Source organism: Streptomyces decoyicus, assembly GCF_019880305.1.
Taxonomy (GTDB): domain Bacteria; phylum Actinomycetota; class Actinomycetes; order Streptomycetales; family Streptomycetaceae; genus Streptomyces; species Streptomyces decoyicus.
This window is the reverse complement of sequence record NZ_CP082301.1, coordinates 178,689-193,858: the sequence shown is the minus strand read 5'-3', so window position 1 is coordinate 193,858 and position 15,170 is coordinate 178,689. Positions and strand designations below refer to the sequence as shown.

Below are 15,170 nucleotides of genomic sequence, written 5' to 3'. Positions count from 1 at the left end.
AGATCCCGGACGGTTCGGCGGCGTCCAGGAGCTGTGGTGACGGCGCTGATCTCAGCGGGGGTCTCGGCCGCGGTGAGCCCAGCCCTGGCCGGCCGGTGAGCTGTGCCGCTCAGCCGCCACACGGTGCGCCGCAGGCCCGTGCGCCTGCGCGCCCCGCTGCGTCCGGCTTGCCGGGAAGAGCCGCGAACGCGTCTGCCCATGCCGCGGACCCCGTGAGTCCGCCTCGGGGGGCCAGTAGACAGCCGGAATGAATGCCGGCAGGACCGGACGCGTTGGCTCCACCCGCTCGAACTCCACGGCAGTGTCCTCGCAGCCGACGGCGAGCTGCAGCAACGTGTTGCACTCGATGCCGCCGGCGGTGAGAGACCAACGGAGCTCACAGGACGGGAGTGTTTGCGGGCCGCTCGTGGTCGTTGCCGCGTGCCGTCGCGAACTCCGGCGATGCAGGTCACACCGTCCGCAACCGCTACGCCAAGCTGGACGTCGCCGTGCAGCGTTTCACTGAAGCGGCGGCGCGCTTCCTCGCCGACACATGACATCGCCGCCACCGCAGCCGGCCGCAGCGCCCGCGGCGGGAGCTGAGGCCGTGGCACCGGTCGTCTGAACCGTGGCACGGCCGTCGGTGGCCGTCGCTCTCGCCGCGTGACCTCGCCCTTGCGTGGCGGGCCCGGCTCCGCGTTTCGTGTGAATCAGCTGGTCGTTGGTCCTGGTGTGCCGTTAACGGATGCGCAGGGGGCGCGAATCGAGCCGTTGCTTCCGGGCCGGACGCCGAGGGGGGACGCCGGCGTGACCACCGCGAGGTGATCGACGCGATCGCCAAGTGCCAGACCGGAACGCAGTGGATCCACCTGCCGGAGAAATACGGCAACTGGCGAGGCGTCTACAACCGCCTACGGATGTGGGCCATCGACGGCAAGGGAGCGAGTGTTCACCGCGCTGATGGCCCAGGCCGACGCGGACGAGCCCTCAACTGGACCGTGTCGGTGGACTCCGCTGGAGTGACCAGTCAGCGGCCCCAGTTGCATGCGCTCCTTGGCTTGAGGTCAGGCTGGGGACGCGTGGCGTGCACGACTGCCGGCCAGGAGCGCCGCTCGGCGGACCGTGCTGGTGGAGGCGGCCAGCAACGGCATCCGGACGGCCGGGCTGGGAATGCGTTCCTGAGCATGCAGTACTCCCTTGATCACCGTCGGGTTCGGTTCGGCGAACAGGGCAGCGGACAAGCGGGCCAGATCGGCCCCGAGCCTGCGGGCAGGTGCACCGGAGCCGTGGCGCCACAACGAGATCAGTTCGGCGTAGTCGGCGGTGCGCACATTGGCCGATGCGACGATTCCGCCGTGGGCGCCCGCCGCGACGAGCGGTGATAGGACGACGTCATCGCCACCGAGCACGGCGAAGCCGGGCGGGGGAGAGGCGAGCAACTCCACCGTGGTCGCGTCGATCGCACCGGTCGCGTGCTTGATACCGACGATCCCTGGTAGTCGGCCGAGTGCTGCGACCGTGCCGGCGCTGAGAGTCTGTCCCGTGCGGTAGGGGATGTCGTACACGATCAGCGGTATGCCGCCGTGTTCGGCCAGCGCGGTGAAATGCGCCAGTGTCCCCGCTTCACCGGGGCGGATGTAGGGCGGTGCGGGAACCAGCGCCGCGGCGACGTCGCCGGTGGCCGCCAGCTCGCGCAGCGACGTGATGGCGGTGGCGGTGTCATTGGTGCCGACCCCGACGATCAGCGGGGCGCCGTGAGCTCGGCAGGCGGCCGAGCAGATTCGCACCACAGTCTGCATCTCCTCCGCGGTCAACGTGGCTGATTCCGCGGTGGTCCCGAGGGCGACGAGTCCGGAGGCGTCGGCCGACAGCGCCTCGTCCGCGAGTCGGGCCAGCGCATCGGGGGCCAAGCGCAGGTCGTTGGTGAACGGAGTCACCAAGGGGACGTACAGGCCGTTGAAGGTCGGATTGGGCTTCATGGTCCCACCCTGGCTCAACTGAACCGGTAGATCCATTTCTGATTTCTATCTTCATGCCTAAGCTGAACTTATGCTTGATGTTCGTCGTCTCCACCTGCTGCGCGAACTGGACCGGCGGGGCACGATCGCGGCCGTGGCCGAGGCGCTCACCTTCACCGCATCAGCCGTGTCCCAGCAGCTGGGTGTGCTGGAACGCGAGGCAGGCGTGGCTTTGCTGGAGCGCAGCGGCAGGCGCGTGGTCCTCACGCCCGCAGGCCGGTCCCTCGTCGCACACGCCGACGCCGTGCTGCAACGCCTCGAGCTGGCGGTCGCCGAGTTGGCCGGCGCCCGGGACGGCATCGGCGGGCCGCTACGTATCGGGACCTTCCCCTCCGGCGGCCACACCATCGTGCCCGCCACGCTGGCCGAGCTGGCCCAGCGGCATCCCGCACTGGAACCGATGGTGCAGGAAATCGACTCCGCCCGCGTCTCCGACGGCCTGCGAGCCGGCGAACTCGACGTGGCCCTTGTCCACGACTACGACTTCGTACCCGCGTCACCGGACACCACAGTGGACGAGGTACCCCTGCTGGAAGAGCCGATGTACCTCGTCACCAACACCGCGACCAAGAACACCGGCGGCAGCGACACGCTGGCAGAGCTGCTCGGCCCCTATGCCGAGGCCCCGTGGATCACCGCACGGGACGGCACGACCGGTCACGCGATGGCCGTACGCGCCTGCCAGGCGGCCGGGTTCCAGCCGAGAATTCGCCACCAGGTCAACGATTTCCGCACAGTGCTCGCCCTGGCCGCCACCGGGCAAGGGGCCGGATTCGTACCGGAAATGGCCAGTGCACAAAGCCCCACAGGCGTGGTGCTGACCAAGTTGCCGTTGTTCCGTCGATCGAAGGTCGCCTTTCGCGCGGGCGGCGGTACTCATCCGGCGATCGCCGCTTTCGTGGCTGCGGCAAGAGCGGCAGTGAGCTGCATGATTGGTTCAGAGCCGGAGGAGGAGCCCGCGATGCGTTACGCGGATTCCGCACGGGCGTTGCTGGAGCAGGTCGCCGAGTCGGACCCAGCGAGTTGACTACGAACCGTGGATCCAGGCCCATCCCTCAGTCATGAATGTGCAGGTCCTGACAGATCCGTTCGGACGGCTGCTGCGGGTGCCAGGCGCTAGGCCAGGCGGTTTCGTACCCGTTCCGCCGCTGACGATGGAAGAGATCACGATGACTACACCATTGAGCGCCGAGGAGTCTGCGGCGCTGAAGGCGATCGACGAGGAAGCGATAGTCGACACGCTGCTCGACCTGCTCGCAATCCCGAGTGTGACCGGGAGCGCTGCCGAGTCCGAGATGCAGCACCGGCTGGCCCGCCACCTCGACCGGCTAGGTCTGGAGGTGGACTTGTGGTCCATGGATCTGCCGGCACTGCGCGCCAGCCCGCACTTTCCCGGTACCGAGGTGCCGCGCGAGGAGGCATGGGGGCTGGTAGGGACCACGACGGGCGGTGGTGACGGGCCGACGGTGATCCTGCAGGGGCACGTCGACGTCGTGCCGCCCGGCGATGCGGCGCAGTGGGAAGGCGATCCGTTCGTGCCACGGGTGACGGGGGATGTCGTTCACGGCCGGGGAGCTTGCGACATGAAGGCGGGAGTCGTGGCCAACCTTGCCGCGCTCGCCGCGATCCAGGCCAGTGGCGCGACGTTGCGCGGCAAGGCGGCAGCGCATTTCGTGGTCAGCGAGGAGGACGGCGGGCTCGGGGCCTTCGGCACACTCCGGCGCGGGCACATCGGCGACGCCTGCATCATCACCGAACCGACCAGCGGCACGCTGATGACCGCGAACGCGGGCGCGCTGACTTTCCGCATCGACGTTCCCGGCAAGGCGACCCATGCCAGCACACCTGACGCGGGGTGCAGCGCCATCGACGCCTACACACCGATCCACCGGGCACTCGCCCTGCTGGAAGCGCGCCGCAACGCCGCCTCCGATCCGTTGATGGCGGAATACCGGACGCCGTACGCCCTGTCCGTCGGCACACTGCGCGCCGGGACCTGGCCGAGCAGCATTCCCGACCTGCTCACCGCCGAGGGGCGGTTGGGCGTCCGGTTGGGCGAGGACCCCGAAGCCGCACGAGCCGAATTCGAACTCTGCGTGGCCGAAACCTGCGCGGACGACCCATGGCTGCGCGACCATCCAGCCGTAGTGACCTGGCCGGGAGGCCAGTACGCCAGTGGCGCACTGCCAACCGGTCACCCCCTGCGCGATCTCGTCCGCGACGCGCACGCAGATCTCACCGGCAGGCCACCACTGCGCGAGCGCGGCGCCCCCTACGGAAGCGACCTGCGTCTGTACGCGGCGGCGGGCGTACCGACACTGCAGTTCGGACCAGGCGATGTGCGCCTGGCACACGGTCCCCGGGAACAGGTCTCCCTCCCCGAAATCGTCGACGTGACCCGCACGCTGGTTCTCACCACGCTGCGTGCCGCCGGTACCAAGTAACAGGCAGTGCATCGAACCGTCTGCCTGTCAGACATCAGTTGTCCCCGCCCAGCCGTGCCGGCCCCTGTAAGTCGGACATCCGCGGATCGACGGCCCACCCCGTAATAGCTTTCCCATGCAGTTCCGCAAGACATGTGCATGCGCCGGGGGCTGCTTCGGTGGCGCAGCCCCGTCACGCGTATCTCGCCAGCAGATTGACCTGGAGTTACGTGACGGCTCGGGCGGTCACCGCGGAGCTGCTTGTCAGTGAAATTCCAGCCTTTAAGTGAACCTCGGCAACGATGGCCGGAGCGTAGGTCATCGAGGAAGCGCCCGACCGGTAGCCGATGTCACGCCCCAAAGCCTTCAGCTTTTCCGGATTCGGCGTGCAGACCAGTTCGTCCTACTGCCTGAGGTGCTGCTGCGGAGTCGGCTTGCGGCAATTCTAAGAATTCTGGGCACCGCGCCGAAATGATGCGTTCCGCCTGAAGGGCAAGTCGTTCATGACGCCCACAAGCACGAGCGGACCACGGGCCTGCACGGTCCGTGGAGCTCGGACAGGCGTCTCGCAAGGCCCGGGACGCACCACGCACGCCTGCCGTCGAGGCAGCCGTCGATGGCACGAAACGAAAGGTGCACCACCATGACCACCCAAGCCGAGCAGCACCACGGCAGCGGCCCGAGTGCCGCCGGGAGCACTCCCAACGAGGGCTACCAGCGCGGGCTGAGCGCCCGCCAGGTCCAGATGATCGCCATCGGCGGCGCCATCGGTGTCGGCCTCTTCTACGGCTCCAGTACGGGCATCGCCACGATCGGGCCGAGCCTGATCGCGTGTTACGCCGTGGCAGGCGTCGTCATCTTCTTCATCATGCGGGCCCTGGGCGAACTGCTCACCTACCGCCCTACCTCCGGGAGTTTCGCCGACTACGCGCGCGAATTCTTCGGCCCGTTTGCGGGCTTCGCCACCGGCTGGTCGTACTGGGCCGCGTGGGTTTCCGCGTGTATGGCCGAGGTGACCGCCGCGGGCCACTACATCGCCTACTGGTGGCCCTCCGTCCCGGTGTGGGCCACCGCCGCCACCGCACTGGCCGTGCTCTTCGTCGCGAACCTGGTCTCGGTCAAGCTCTTCGGCGAGCTGGAGTTCTGGTTCGCCTCGATCAAGGCAGTCGCGATCATCGCGCTGATCGTGATCGGTATCGGCGTGCTCACCTTCGGGTTCTCCTCCGCCGGTGACACCGCCTCCGTCCGGCACCTGTGGGCCGACGGCGGCTTCGCACCCCACGGCGTCTGGCAGTCCATGCTCGCCATGCAGGGCGTCGTGTTCGCCTACCTCGGCGTCGAACTCGTCGGCGTCACCGCCGGCGAGGCCGAGAACCCCAAGCAGACCCTGCGCAAGGCGATCAACACCCTCCCGGTCCGCATCGGCATCTTCTACGTCGGCGCGCTGATCGTCCTGCTGTCGGTCTTCAGCTGGACCGAGTACACCCCCGGGGTCAGCCCTTTCGTGCAGGTCTTCGCCAAGGTCGGCATCCCCGGCGCCGCTGGAATCATGAACTTCGTCGTCCTCACCGCAGCCTTGTCCTCCTGCAACTCCGGCATCTACTCCACCGGCCGGATGCTGCGCGGCCTAGCCGTCAACGGCGAGGCCCCGGGCGCCATGAACATGCTCAGCGGACGCCAACTCCCGCTGCCCGCACTGGTGCTGTCCACCCTGGTCATGAGCATCGGGCTCATCGTCAACGTCGTTTCCCCGGACAAGGCGTTCGTCTACATCACCTCGGTCGGCACGTGCGCCGGTCTGTGGACCTGGTTCATGATTCTCGCCGCGCACCTGCGCTACCGGGCCAAGGCCCGCGCCGGACTCCTGCCCGCCGCCGACTTCCGCATGCCAGGAGCCCCGGTCACCAACTGGATCGCCATCGCCGTCCTCGTCTTCGTCGTCGTCCTCATCGCGATGGACGCCGACACCCGCCTGGCGCTGTACGTCTGGGCGGTCTGGTTCGCCCTCCTCAGCGCCGGCTACTGGATCTCCCGACGCACCCCCCGGCTCCAGCCCGATGCATGAGACGACCATGGCGCTGGATCGCAGCAGCCGACGCCGCACTCACCCTCGCCTTCACCGCCCCGGCCCACGGTGCCGATGTCAGCCATCTAGGCAGTGTCTGATGGCTCGTGTGACTGGGCAGTGATCATGTCGTTCTGGCCTGCGTGAGGCGGGGCGATCTGTCGGATACAGAGTGGACTCGGTTGGAACCACACCTGCCGAAGAACGTGGGGCGGGGCGGGCGTTGGAAGAGTCACCGCAGGGTGCTCAACGGCATTCTCTTCCGTCAGCGGACCGGTGTCACCTGGCGAGACCTGCCGCCGCGGTTCGGAAAGTGGAAGACGGTGTATGACCGGCATCGCCGCTGGTCGGCGGACGGCACATGGGAACGGATTCTGCAGGCTCTCCAGGCCGATGCCGACGCGGAGGGCCGGATCGACTGGAGCATGGTCAGTGTGGACTCGACCTCGTGCAGAGCCCACCAGCACGCCTCGGGCGCCCGTAGGACCGCACCGCGCGTTCCGGGCCGGCATGGTCGGCCTGCTCAGCACCGCCCCGACGAGGCGCTGGGACGTTCCCGAGGCGGACTCACCTGCAAGATCCATCTGGTCAGTGAAGGAAGACTCCGCCCCCTCGCGTTCCTAATTACGCCGGGCCAGTGGGGCGATTCCCCACAGCTCATCCCAGTCCTAGAATGCGTCCGCGTTCCGCGGCTGAGCGGCGGACGCCCTCGCACCCGTCCCGACCACTTGGGCGGCGACAAGGCATACAGTTCCCGCCGGAGCCGTCGCTACCTGCGGCGACGCCAGATCAAGCACACCATCCCGGAGCCGAAGGATCAGCGGGCCAACCGTCGACGCCGAGGCAGCAACGGCGGTCGCCCGACCGCTTTCGACAAGGACAGATACAGGCGCCGCAATGAAGTTGAGCGGACGATCAACGCCCTGAAGACGTTTCGGGCGGTAGCTACCAGGTACGACAAGCGGGCCTACGTCTTCCACGGAACCGTCACCACCGCAGCCATACGGCTCTGGCTCCGAGCCTGAGCCCGGGGCATACGAGCTATCGAGCAGGGTTCCCGCGTCCGACGACGCATCCGCAGAGTCCACTTGATCGACTGGCTTAGGGTTCCTGCATGACGACCACACTCTGTCTGCGGGAGATCACCCCGGCCAACTTCGACGCAGCGATCGGTCTGCGGGTTCGTCTGGATCAGGAGCACTTGGTCGCGCCGGTCGTGAAATCTCTGGCCGAGGCATATGTGTATCCCGGCATAGCTTGGCCCCGCCTCATCCTTGACGGTGACCGTCCCGTCGGTTTCCTCATGGCCTTCTTCGACATCGACTGGAGGGGCGACGGCACAGGCACCGACATCCGTTCCGGTCTCTGGCGGCTCAACATCGCAGATGGTGAGCAGGGTCGAGGTTACGGTCGCTTCGCGGTCGAGTCCGTTGCTGCTGAAATCCGCCGTCGCGGCGGCACCCGCCTGACCACCACTTGGCATCCGGGCACGGGCGGCCCCGAGGGTTTCTACCTCGGGCTCGGATTCCGCCTGACGGGTGAGACCAGCGGAGGCCAAACAGTCGGTGAGCTGGACTTGCGCTAGGACTCGACCTATCGGACGGGCCCTAATGCCGCGGCCCCATCACGACGGCCCTACGCCACCGACTGCCGCTCGCTCGTACTCAGCGGCGGCTGATCGAAGGCGAGCGGCATGGTGAGCGATCAGGAGGCACTCGCGCACTCGCCGGGCCGGACGTCACCGTGCCCACCGGATTCGTCCCGCGGTCAGGGCCCCGGTGTGCACGCCACGCCATCCCGCCTCGGGTGGATCGCATGACCCGCGCCAGGCCGGGGCAGCGCCCGACGCCGCCCCTCGGACGGGTGCGGAGGGCGGCGTCCCGCCCGCGCCGTGCGTACCGTCGGAGCCATGCGATCGCTCTGACAGGGCACGGTCGCCTTCGGCCCAGTCGCACTGCCGTGGACATCTACGCAGCGACTGAGGAGCACGGTCCACACATTTCGTGAGCGACCTTGCCTGGTCTCTCGTTCGATGTGAACAGCGCCCGCTGCGGCCGGTCGGAGAGCGGTTGCATTCGATGCGTCCAGTCATCAAGTGTGCCGGTTCGGGTGACCGGGACTTCCCGCATGGGAATCACGACATCAGCACGTGCTCGGGTGCACGGCCGTCGGTGCTTGGTGACGCCACGTTTACCGAGGACTCGCTGTTCGAGCGGTTCCGCGATGGTTCCTACAGGCTGGCCGGGGGCGTCATCGATTTGGCCACGGACAAGGGCGGTGGCGGGCTGGGCGGCGTCTTCGGCAAGGCCCGCGATGTCGGCTACCAGGCCGCCGACGGGCGGGTCGACAAAAGCGAGAAGCGCAAGGTGTACGACCAGCCCGGCGCGTACAGCTTCCTTGTGCCCGACAAGGTCACCAAGATCACGGTCTCGGCGTGGGGCGGCGGCCTGGGCGGCGGCAGCGGAGCCCTGGACCGGCCGGCACCCCCCCACACGACGGCGGAACTACCTCCGTTGCCCTCGCATGCCGCCAGGCGAACGAGCGGCAGCTGCTCACGGCCCCCGGTGGCGCCTCCCGCGACGCCACGGTCCCGCCCGCCGGCACCGGTGGCGACAGCGGCTACTGGGCCAACGGCGCGAACGGCGGACACCACGGGAACAAGGCCGGTGTCTCTGCGGGCGGCACTCAGGGTCTGCCGGGGAGGCGCCCTCAGCCGCGCAGCCGACCCCGGGCTCCTCGTCGTGGCTGCGATGGGTGGTGACAGAGCCGGTCCGGAGATACCGGTGTCCTCGTGCACAGGGTGTCGGCGGGCGGGGCGCTTCAGCAGTGGGATCGAGGTTCTGGTGACTGAGCTAGCCCGGGGGAAGTTTCCTCAGTCCCGCTGGCGCGCTGTCGTCTCTGGAGCGCTCAAGCCGACCGGGGTTCTGAGCGTGCGACCGCTGCAGTCGTGGACTCCGGCAAGCCCTATCCGGCCCGGATCGCCGTGCGTGGCTGCTCGTCGAGGAGTGTTCGGACGTCCCCGGCTTCGGCGGACCCGAGCTCTTCATAGAGGGACAGCGCCTCGCGCCAGCAGACACGGGCTCGGTCGAGCTGCCCGATGCCGTCGAGCGCACGCCCCAGGACGGTGAGCACGTTGCCGCGCCGCCACTCGCCACCGATGCCCTGCATTACCGCAAGGGATTGCTCTGCCGCCGCGGCCGCACTCCCGGGTTCGCCGTCAGCGAGGTGGACTTCTGCGATCCGGAAGAGAGTCATCCCCTCCCAGAAGAGCTGCCGAGCGTTCCGGAACACGTCGAGCGCCTCATGGAACAGAACGAGGGACTCACTGAGCGGCCCCGCTTGGGTCAGGGCGAGGCCGAGGGCATAACGCGCGTTGGCGCCGCGCACGGTGAGTCCAAGATGGTCGTAGATCTCGATGGCTTCCTGAGCGAGTTGTACGGCACTTTCCGTGCGGCCGGTGAGCAGATGCAGGCGGGACAAGTTGCACAGGACTCCGGCGACGCCGGGTTGGTTACCATCAGCCCGGAAACTGCCGATGGCCTGACGGAGATAGTCTTCCCCCTCGGCATGGCGGCCTTCGATGAAGGCGATAGTCCCACGTTCACGTCGCGCGTTGCCCGCGGCCCACGGGTCGTTGACCGCTTGGGACAGCAACATGGCCTGCCGGGCTTCCTCCTCAGCCCCCGCGAAGTGCCCCGCGACGGTGTGTACCCGGCTCAGGACCGTCCGCACGCGCGCTTCCACGCGCTTGTCGCCGGCGCGCACGGCGGCATCACGTACGGCTGTTGCAGCGGACTCGAATCGCGCCGAGCTGACGCCTGACTCGGCAAGGTCCGTGGCAGCCACAAGAAGGTCGGCCGCTCTGCCGAGCAGCCCGGCAACTGCTGCCTGCTCCACGCATGCGAGCAAGCACTCGGCTTCGGCATGGAGCCAGTCGAGCGCCGACCGGTACTCCGTGAAGGTGAGCCCCGCGCCATCGGCCACCTCCAGGTGTCCCACCGTCGTGTCCCCCGGCCGATCGATCGCGTACACGCCCGCCGCGGTCGCCAGGTAGAAATCCAGCAGCCGGGACAGCGCGGCGTGCCGGTCGCCCGGTGCCTCGTCACGCCCGGCGCACGCGCGCGCATAGAGGCGTACGAGGTCGTGGTAGCGGTATCGCCCTGGAGCAGCCGAATCCAGCAGGGAGGTGTCGACCAAGGACTCCAGGAGATCCTCGGCATCCTGCACCGGTAGCTCAAGAACGGCTGCTGCTGCGGCGAGCGGGAAGTCGGGGCCATCGGCGAGACTCAGCAGTCTGAACGCTCGGGCCTGGGCGGGCACCAACTGGCTGTAGCCCAGCTCGAAAGTGGCCTTGACGGCGAGATCGCCGGCCTGGAGCTCGTCCAGCCTCCGCCGCTCGTTGGCCAGTTTCGAAGCAAGAGTGGAGACCGACCAGTGACGGCGGGCAGCCAGCCGCGCGGCGGCGATTCGGATAGCCAGTGGCAGGAAGCCGCAGGCGGCGACAACAGCCAGGACGGCATCCTGCTCGTCGGATACCCGCTCCTCACCGACGATCCTTGCGAAGAGTTGCTTCGCGTGCTCCGGCGACATGATGTCCAGGTCCACGAGGTGGGCGGCGCTCAGATCGACCATGCGCGTCCGGCTCGTTATCAGCGTGGCGCTTCCTTGTGTGCCGGGCAACAGGGGCCGCACCTGGTGAGCATCGCGAGCGTTGTCCAGCAGGACGAGGACGCGGCGACCGTCCAAGGCGGATCGGTACAGGGCCGCGCGAGAGTCCAGGGCGTCCGGGATTCCACTGCTCGGCACTCCCAGTGCCTGGAGGAATTCGCCCAGAACATAGTGTGGATCGGCTGGTTGGGTACCGGTTCCCCGCAGGTCGAAATAGAGCTGGCCGTCAGGGAACTGTCCTCGAGCGGCATGGGCGATGCGTACGGCCAGTGTGGTTTTGCCGACGCCGCCGATTCCGGCGACGGCGGAGACGGCCATGACGTTGCCCTCGGTTGCGGACAGCCGCTGGGTGAGTTCCTCGACCAAACGTTCGGATCCGGTGTAGTCCGCAATGGCGGCCGGAAGCTGGGCCGGACGGACGGTTCCCGGTGGCCGGGTCGACCGGACGGATGCCGGGGACGGCGTACTCGGTTCCGGGGAGCCATCCAGACGCGTCAGGCTCGCTTCGCCCTGCAGGATGCGCTGTTGGAGCCCGGACAACTCAGCGCTCGGGTCGACCCCGAGTTCGTCCGCGAGCAGTCGACGGACATCGGCGTACACGGCCAGTGCCTCGCCCTGGCGACCGCTGCGGTAGAGCGCGAGCATCAGCAGTTCACGCAGCCGCTCGCGCAACGGGTGCATGGCGGTCAGAGAGGTCAGCTCGGAGACAGCTTTGGCATGGTGGCCGAGTTCGAGGTCCAGGTCGAGGCGGGTCTCCAGGAGCTGGAGCCGCCACTCCGTCAGTCGGGTGCGCTGCACCTCGGCAAACGGGCCGGCGAGTCCAGCTAGCGGCTCGCCGGCCCAGAGCGCCAGCGCGTCGCTGATGAGGTCCCGGGCACCGCTGAAGTCTCCACTGTTACGGGCTTTTTCCGCTGCCGCGGACCATCCTTCGGCAAGTGTGAGGTCGAGTGCGTCGTCGGGAATCCGCATCGCATATCCGCCGGATTCGCTGACCAGGTAGTCAGCATCCGGGCCAAGTGCCTTGCGCAACCGGGAGGCGTAAGTACGCATACCCGCCAGTGCGGCGTGCGGCGGCTCGTCGCCCCAGAGGGCATCGAGCAGTTCGGGCGCCGTGACCGTGCGACCACTGTGGAGCAGGAGTGCCGCGAGCAGGGCTCGCTGCTGCGGGGAGCCGAGCGGCAGAGCCTGATCACCGCGCCAAGCCCGCACAGGGCCAAGTACGGTGAAGCGCACGCGCGGGCCGGACGCCGGTTCCTGCTCCATCGTTCCCTCCCTCCTGGTCACGATAGCAACGCACCTATCAAACGTATACCGATCGTCTATCCCGAGTTGCAACCATCGGGCAAGCAGCGTTCCGCGACTTGCCCAGTTCGGAGCTGACGCAGGTGGGGCTCCCCGGGACTGGCATCCCGGGGCCCCAGCTTCTCGCGTTCCTTCAACTCTGGCCCGCGCACGGCACTTTGGGCTACCGTCATGCCCATCGACACGCCGCCGCGAGTGCTCCGGGCTCTCCATGCCAAGGGCCGTCGACGGAACCCTTGCTACGCGTGCCGTGAATTCCGGACTGGGCACGGTTGCAAGGAGAGAACACTGACATGCATGTGATGAGTCCATCTGTGTGGCTCACGGCCGGGGTCATCGTGACCTTGGCCTATTTCGTACTCATCGGGTACCTCGCCAAGGCCCTGAGGACGACTCAGCGGCTCCCTGTAGTGATTGCCGCTATGACGGGGCTCATTGGAGCCCTGCCTGCGATCCTCTACGCGCTCTATCAGGCACTCAACCTCACAGCCTGAAGGGCATGTTGAGCGCTTCCCCGGGGCGGCAGTCGCAAGCCCCGGGGAAGCGAAGGTGAGACCGATATTTCTGTCTTGCCGGCAAGGGTTTCCAGCTAAGGGCTGTTCCGGAACTGCTGGTCACGAGTGGGCTGCTCTTGTAGTGGCTGGTGTGATCACGGCGTCGGAGCCGTCTTGGGATGGCCCCGTTCACCGGGCGGATCTCACTGCAGTTCTGCAAGCCATGACGGGGACTACGAGTGCGCCCCTGCCCGACGCCGGGCAGGGGCGAGGCCTCGTCGTGGCTCTCAAGGCCTGTTACGTATGGCCGGCGAGTTGGAGCATCTCGACCCTTCCGTTGCCTCCGCCGTCGTCCAGGACCAGGAATGTGGCGCGTGAGCTCTGGCTCAGGCGGATCTGGAACTGATCGCCCAGCAACCTCTTGTAGTTCGTGTCTCCGGCCCTCGCGGCTGCCTGGGCGGGGTGGAGTCCCTCGCTCTGGATGGCGTTCTGGAAGGTGTCGAACGTCGCTTGCTCGGAATTGGTGAGCTGGCCGACGACTTCCAACCGGCTCTTGTCGAACGTCCAGGGCATGGCGCGCGCCTATTCCGTCGTCACGGTGATGTCCTCAAGGGTCAGGTTTTTGACGGCTAATTCGACGCCGCCGAAGGCGCGTTCGAATTCATTTCGTCCCAACCTGAGCGCGTTGACCTCGGTCGCGGATCCGCCGGCCGTCATCTCGAAGTTTCCATCGGCCTTGCAGTCGACGATCACCTTGGTCTGCCTGCCGAATCCCCAGGTAGGGATGTGTCCTTGCACTTCCTGCGGGGCGAGGCGAAAAGGACCAGCCATGGGTAAGACCTCCCGTGATTCTCGGTCTTCTTCTCGCCTGACTGGCTACCCGTCCTTGCTGTTTGCCGTCAAGGTCGCAAAGAGTCGGGCAGGTTGATTCGGACGTCCTTAAGGTGCCGAATAAGTCTGCTACGAAAAATCGTGGGGCGCTGTCCGTCAGTTGTCCGGAAGGTTTTTGCAGATTTGCGGAGGTCCCGACGTTGCGGGTCCAGGGACGCGGAACGACGGAGCCGCGGCGCCGCGGAGGCCGTTGCGGGGCCGATCGCCGCGTCCGGCTTCAGGCGGGGATCGGTGGCGGCGCAGAGCGTGGGGAAGGCGCTGGATCCGGAGGGCTGGGCGAAGAGATGGTTGGCCGATTTCGGCCGTCGCACAGGCGAGCTAGCGGTGGTACGGGTGGTGCTCGTATTCGGATCGGCGAGACGTACGTGAGGGCGTGGGCGCCGTTGGGGGCGATGGCGCGGGTGCCGGTCGTGGGCGAGGGGGCGGAGGCTGAGCGGCAGTGCATCGACGAACGGGCCGCCCTGACGGCCCGGACTCCGCGGTGGCCAACGGTGGCCACGGCGGCCACCCGCGATCGACGGCGAAATGCTCGCCATCGCCCTCCGCCGCCGCGTATCAAGGAGCCCGAGACCGCCATCGCCAAGCATCTCGGCGTTGGCGGCATCACCCTCGATCGCACCCTCGCCGCGCACGGGCAAGCCACCGCCACCGATGGCCGTCAGTGGCGCCAACGGCTGCCGCTACCTGGAGGTCGAGGCGTGCCTCGGCCGAAGACGCTCCACGACAGCGCCTTCACGCAACGAGTCCCTCATCCGAGCGGCGCGCTCAGGCGTTGTCGGCGAGGCTGGTGTGGCCCTGGGCGCGTGCACAGTGGGCGCAGCAGAAGAACTTGCCGTCGGTCTGGTGGCCGTGCCCCAAAATGCGGCAGCCGCAGTTGTCACACACGGGCGCAAGCTTATGTGCCGCACATTCGAAGCTGTCGAAGGTGTGGGCAGTGCCTGCTGCACGGACCTCGAAGGCCATCTCGTAGTCGTTTCCGCAGACCTCGCAAACAGCCATCGCACTCTCCTTCGTGAACATATGCTTGATCGAATTGCGTGTGGGAGTAGTCCCTATGGCCGCACGGATTCCGGCGGCCCGCGCGCCGCAGAGGCCAGATGGCGTAGTGGTCCTCCGCCGACGTCCGCATGGAGTTTTGGTGTCGCATCTGCCTACGGGCTGTCCTGTAATCCCTGGTGGATCAGCGCACGACGTGAGATGTACTGCATCGCTGCGCTCATTGCGTCTCGGCTCTCCATTTGCTGTACGGATGCCGAGCTGCATCGCAAGGCGGAGGGGCCCCCGGACACTGGGCGTATCCGGATGTTCCGGCAATGCGGCGTGGGAGCGC

The 15,170-nt window shown here is 67.6% G+C and carries 11 protein-coding genes and 1 pseudogene; 7 read left to right on the top strand and 5 right to left on the bottom strand.

Annotated features, from left to right (window positions below; genetic code table 11):
• Window positions 1–578: 578 nt before the first annotated feature.
• Window positions 579–905: pseudogene (locus tag K7C20_RS39375) on the top strand (transposase); the annotation flags it as partial.
• A gap of 138 nt (window positions 906–1,043) precedes the next feature.
• Here the strand turns inward: K7C20_RS39375 and K7C20_RS00845 are convergent.
• Window positions 1,044–1,958, bottom strand: a complete 915-nt coding sequence (locus K7C20_RS00845; RefSeq protein WP_030075102.1) for a 4-hydroxy-tetrahydrodipicolinate synthase family protein — start codon at window positions 1,956–1,958, stop codon at window positions 1,044–1,046.
• Window positions 1,959–2,028: 70 nt separating this feature from the next.
• On the opposite strand from K7C20_RS00845, the gene K7C20_RS00840 reads away from it, so the two are divergent.
• From K7C20_RS00840 to K7C20_RS00820, 5 genes are all read left to right on the top strand, one after another.
• Window positions 2,029–3,024, top strand: a complete 996-nt coding sequence (locus K7C20_RS00840) for a LysR family transcriptional regulator (RefSeq protein WP_048828514.1) — start codon at window positions 2,029–2,031, stop codon at window positions 3,022–3,024.
• Between the two features lie 142 nt (window positions 3,025–3,166).
• Complete coding sequence (locus tag K7C20_RS00835) at window positions 3,167–4,441, top strand: ArgE/DapE family deacylase (protein ID WP_030075104.1); 1,275 nt, start codon at window positions 3,167–3,169, stop codon at window positions 4,439–4,441.
• A gap of 622 nt (window positions 4,442–5,063) precedes the next feature.
• Complete coding sequence (locus K7C20_RS00830) at window positions 5,064–6,485, top strand: amino acid permease (RefSeq protein WP_030075105.1); 1,422 nt, start codon at window positions 5,064–5,066, stop codon at window positions 6,483–6,485.
• A 143-nt stretch (window positions 6,486–6,628) separates the two neighbouring features.
• On the top strand, window positions 6,629–7,510 hold the full coding sequence (locus tag K7C20_RS00825; RefSeq protein WP_078953245.1) for an IS5 family transposase: 882 nt from the start codon (window positions 6,629–6,631) through the stop codon (window positions 7,508–7,510).
• A gap of 89 nt (window positions 7,511–7,599) precedes the next feature.
• Window positions 7,600–8,070: a GNAT family N-acetyltransferase gene (locus K7C20_RS00820; protein WP_030075106.1), complete on the top strand. Its 471-nt coding sequence runs from the start codon at window positions 7,600–7,602 to the stop codon at window positions 8,068–8,070.
• A gap of 1,379 nt (window positions 8,071–9,449) precedes the next feature.
• Here the strand turns inward: K7C20_RS00820 and K7C20_RS00815 are convergent.
• Window positions 9,450–12,416 (bottom strand): AfsR/SARP family transcriptional regulator, encoded by a 2,967-nt coding sequence (locus tag K7C20_RS00815; protein ID WP_053209373.1) that lies wholly within the window; start codon window positions 12,414–12,416, stop codon window positions 9,450–9,452.
• Window positions 12,417–12,748: 332 nt separating this feature from the next.
• Between K7C20_RS00815 and K7C20_RS00810 the strand changes: the two genes are divergently transcribed.
• Window positions 12,749–12,949: a hypothetical protein gene (locus K7C20_RS00810; protein ID WP_030075108.1), complete on the top strand. Its 201-nt coding sequence runs from the start codon at window positions 12,749–12,751 to the stop codon at window positions 12,947–12,949.
• A 297-nt stretch (window positions 12,950–13,246) separates the two neighbouring features.
• Here the strand turns inward: K7C20_RS00810 and K7C20_RS00805 are convergent, their stop codons facing one another.
• From K7C20_RS00805 to K7C20_RS00795, 3 genes are all read right to left on the bottom strand, one after another.
• On the bottom strand, window positions 13,247–13,522 hold the full coding sequence (locus tag K7C20_RS00805) for a hypothetical protein (protein WP_030075109.1): 276 nt from the start codon (window positions 13,520–13,522) through the stop codon (window positions 13,247–13,249).
• Between the two features lie 9 nt (window positions 13,523–13,531).
• Window positions 13,532–13,780 carry a hypothetical protein gene (locus K7C20_RS00800; protein WP_127148888.1) on the bottom strand — a complete coding sequence of 83 codons (249 nt, stop codon included), beginning with the start codon at window positions 13,778–13,780 and terminating at the stop codon, window positions 13,532–13,534.
• 825 nt (window positions 13,781–14,605) lie between these two features.
• A complete protein-coding gene (locus tag K7C20_RS00795) occupies window positions 14,606–14,839 on the bottom strand; it encodes a hypothetical protein (RefSeq protein WP_030075111.1) in 234 nt (77 codons plus the stop codon).
• Window positions 14,840–15,170: the final 331 nt, after the last annotated feature.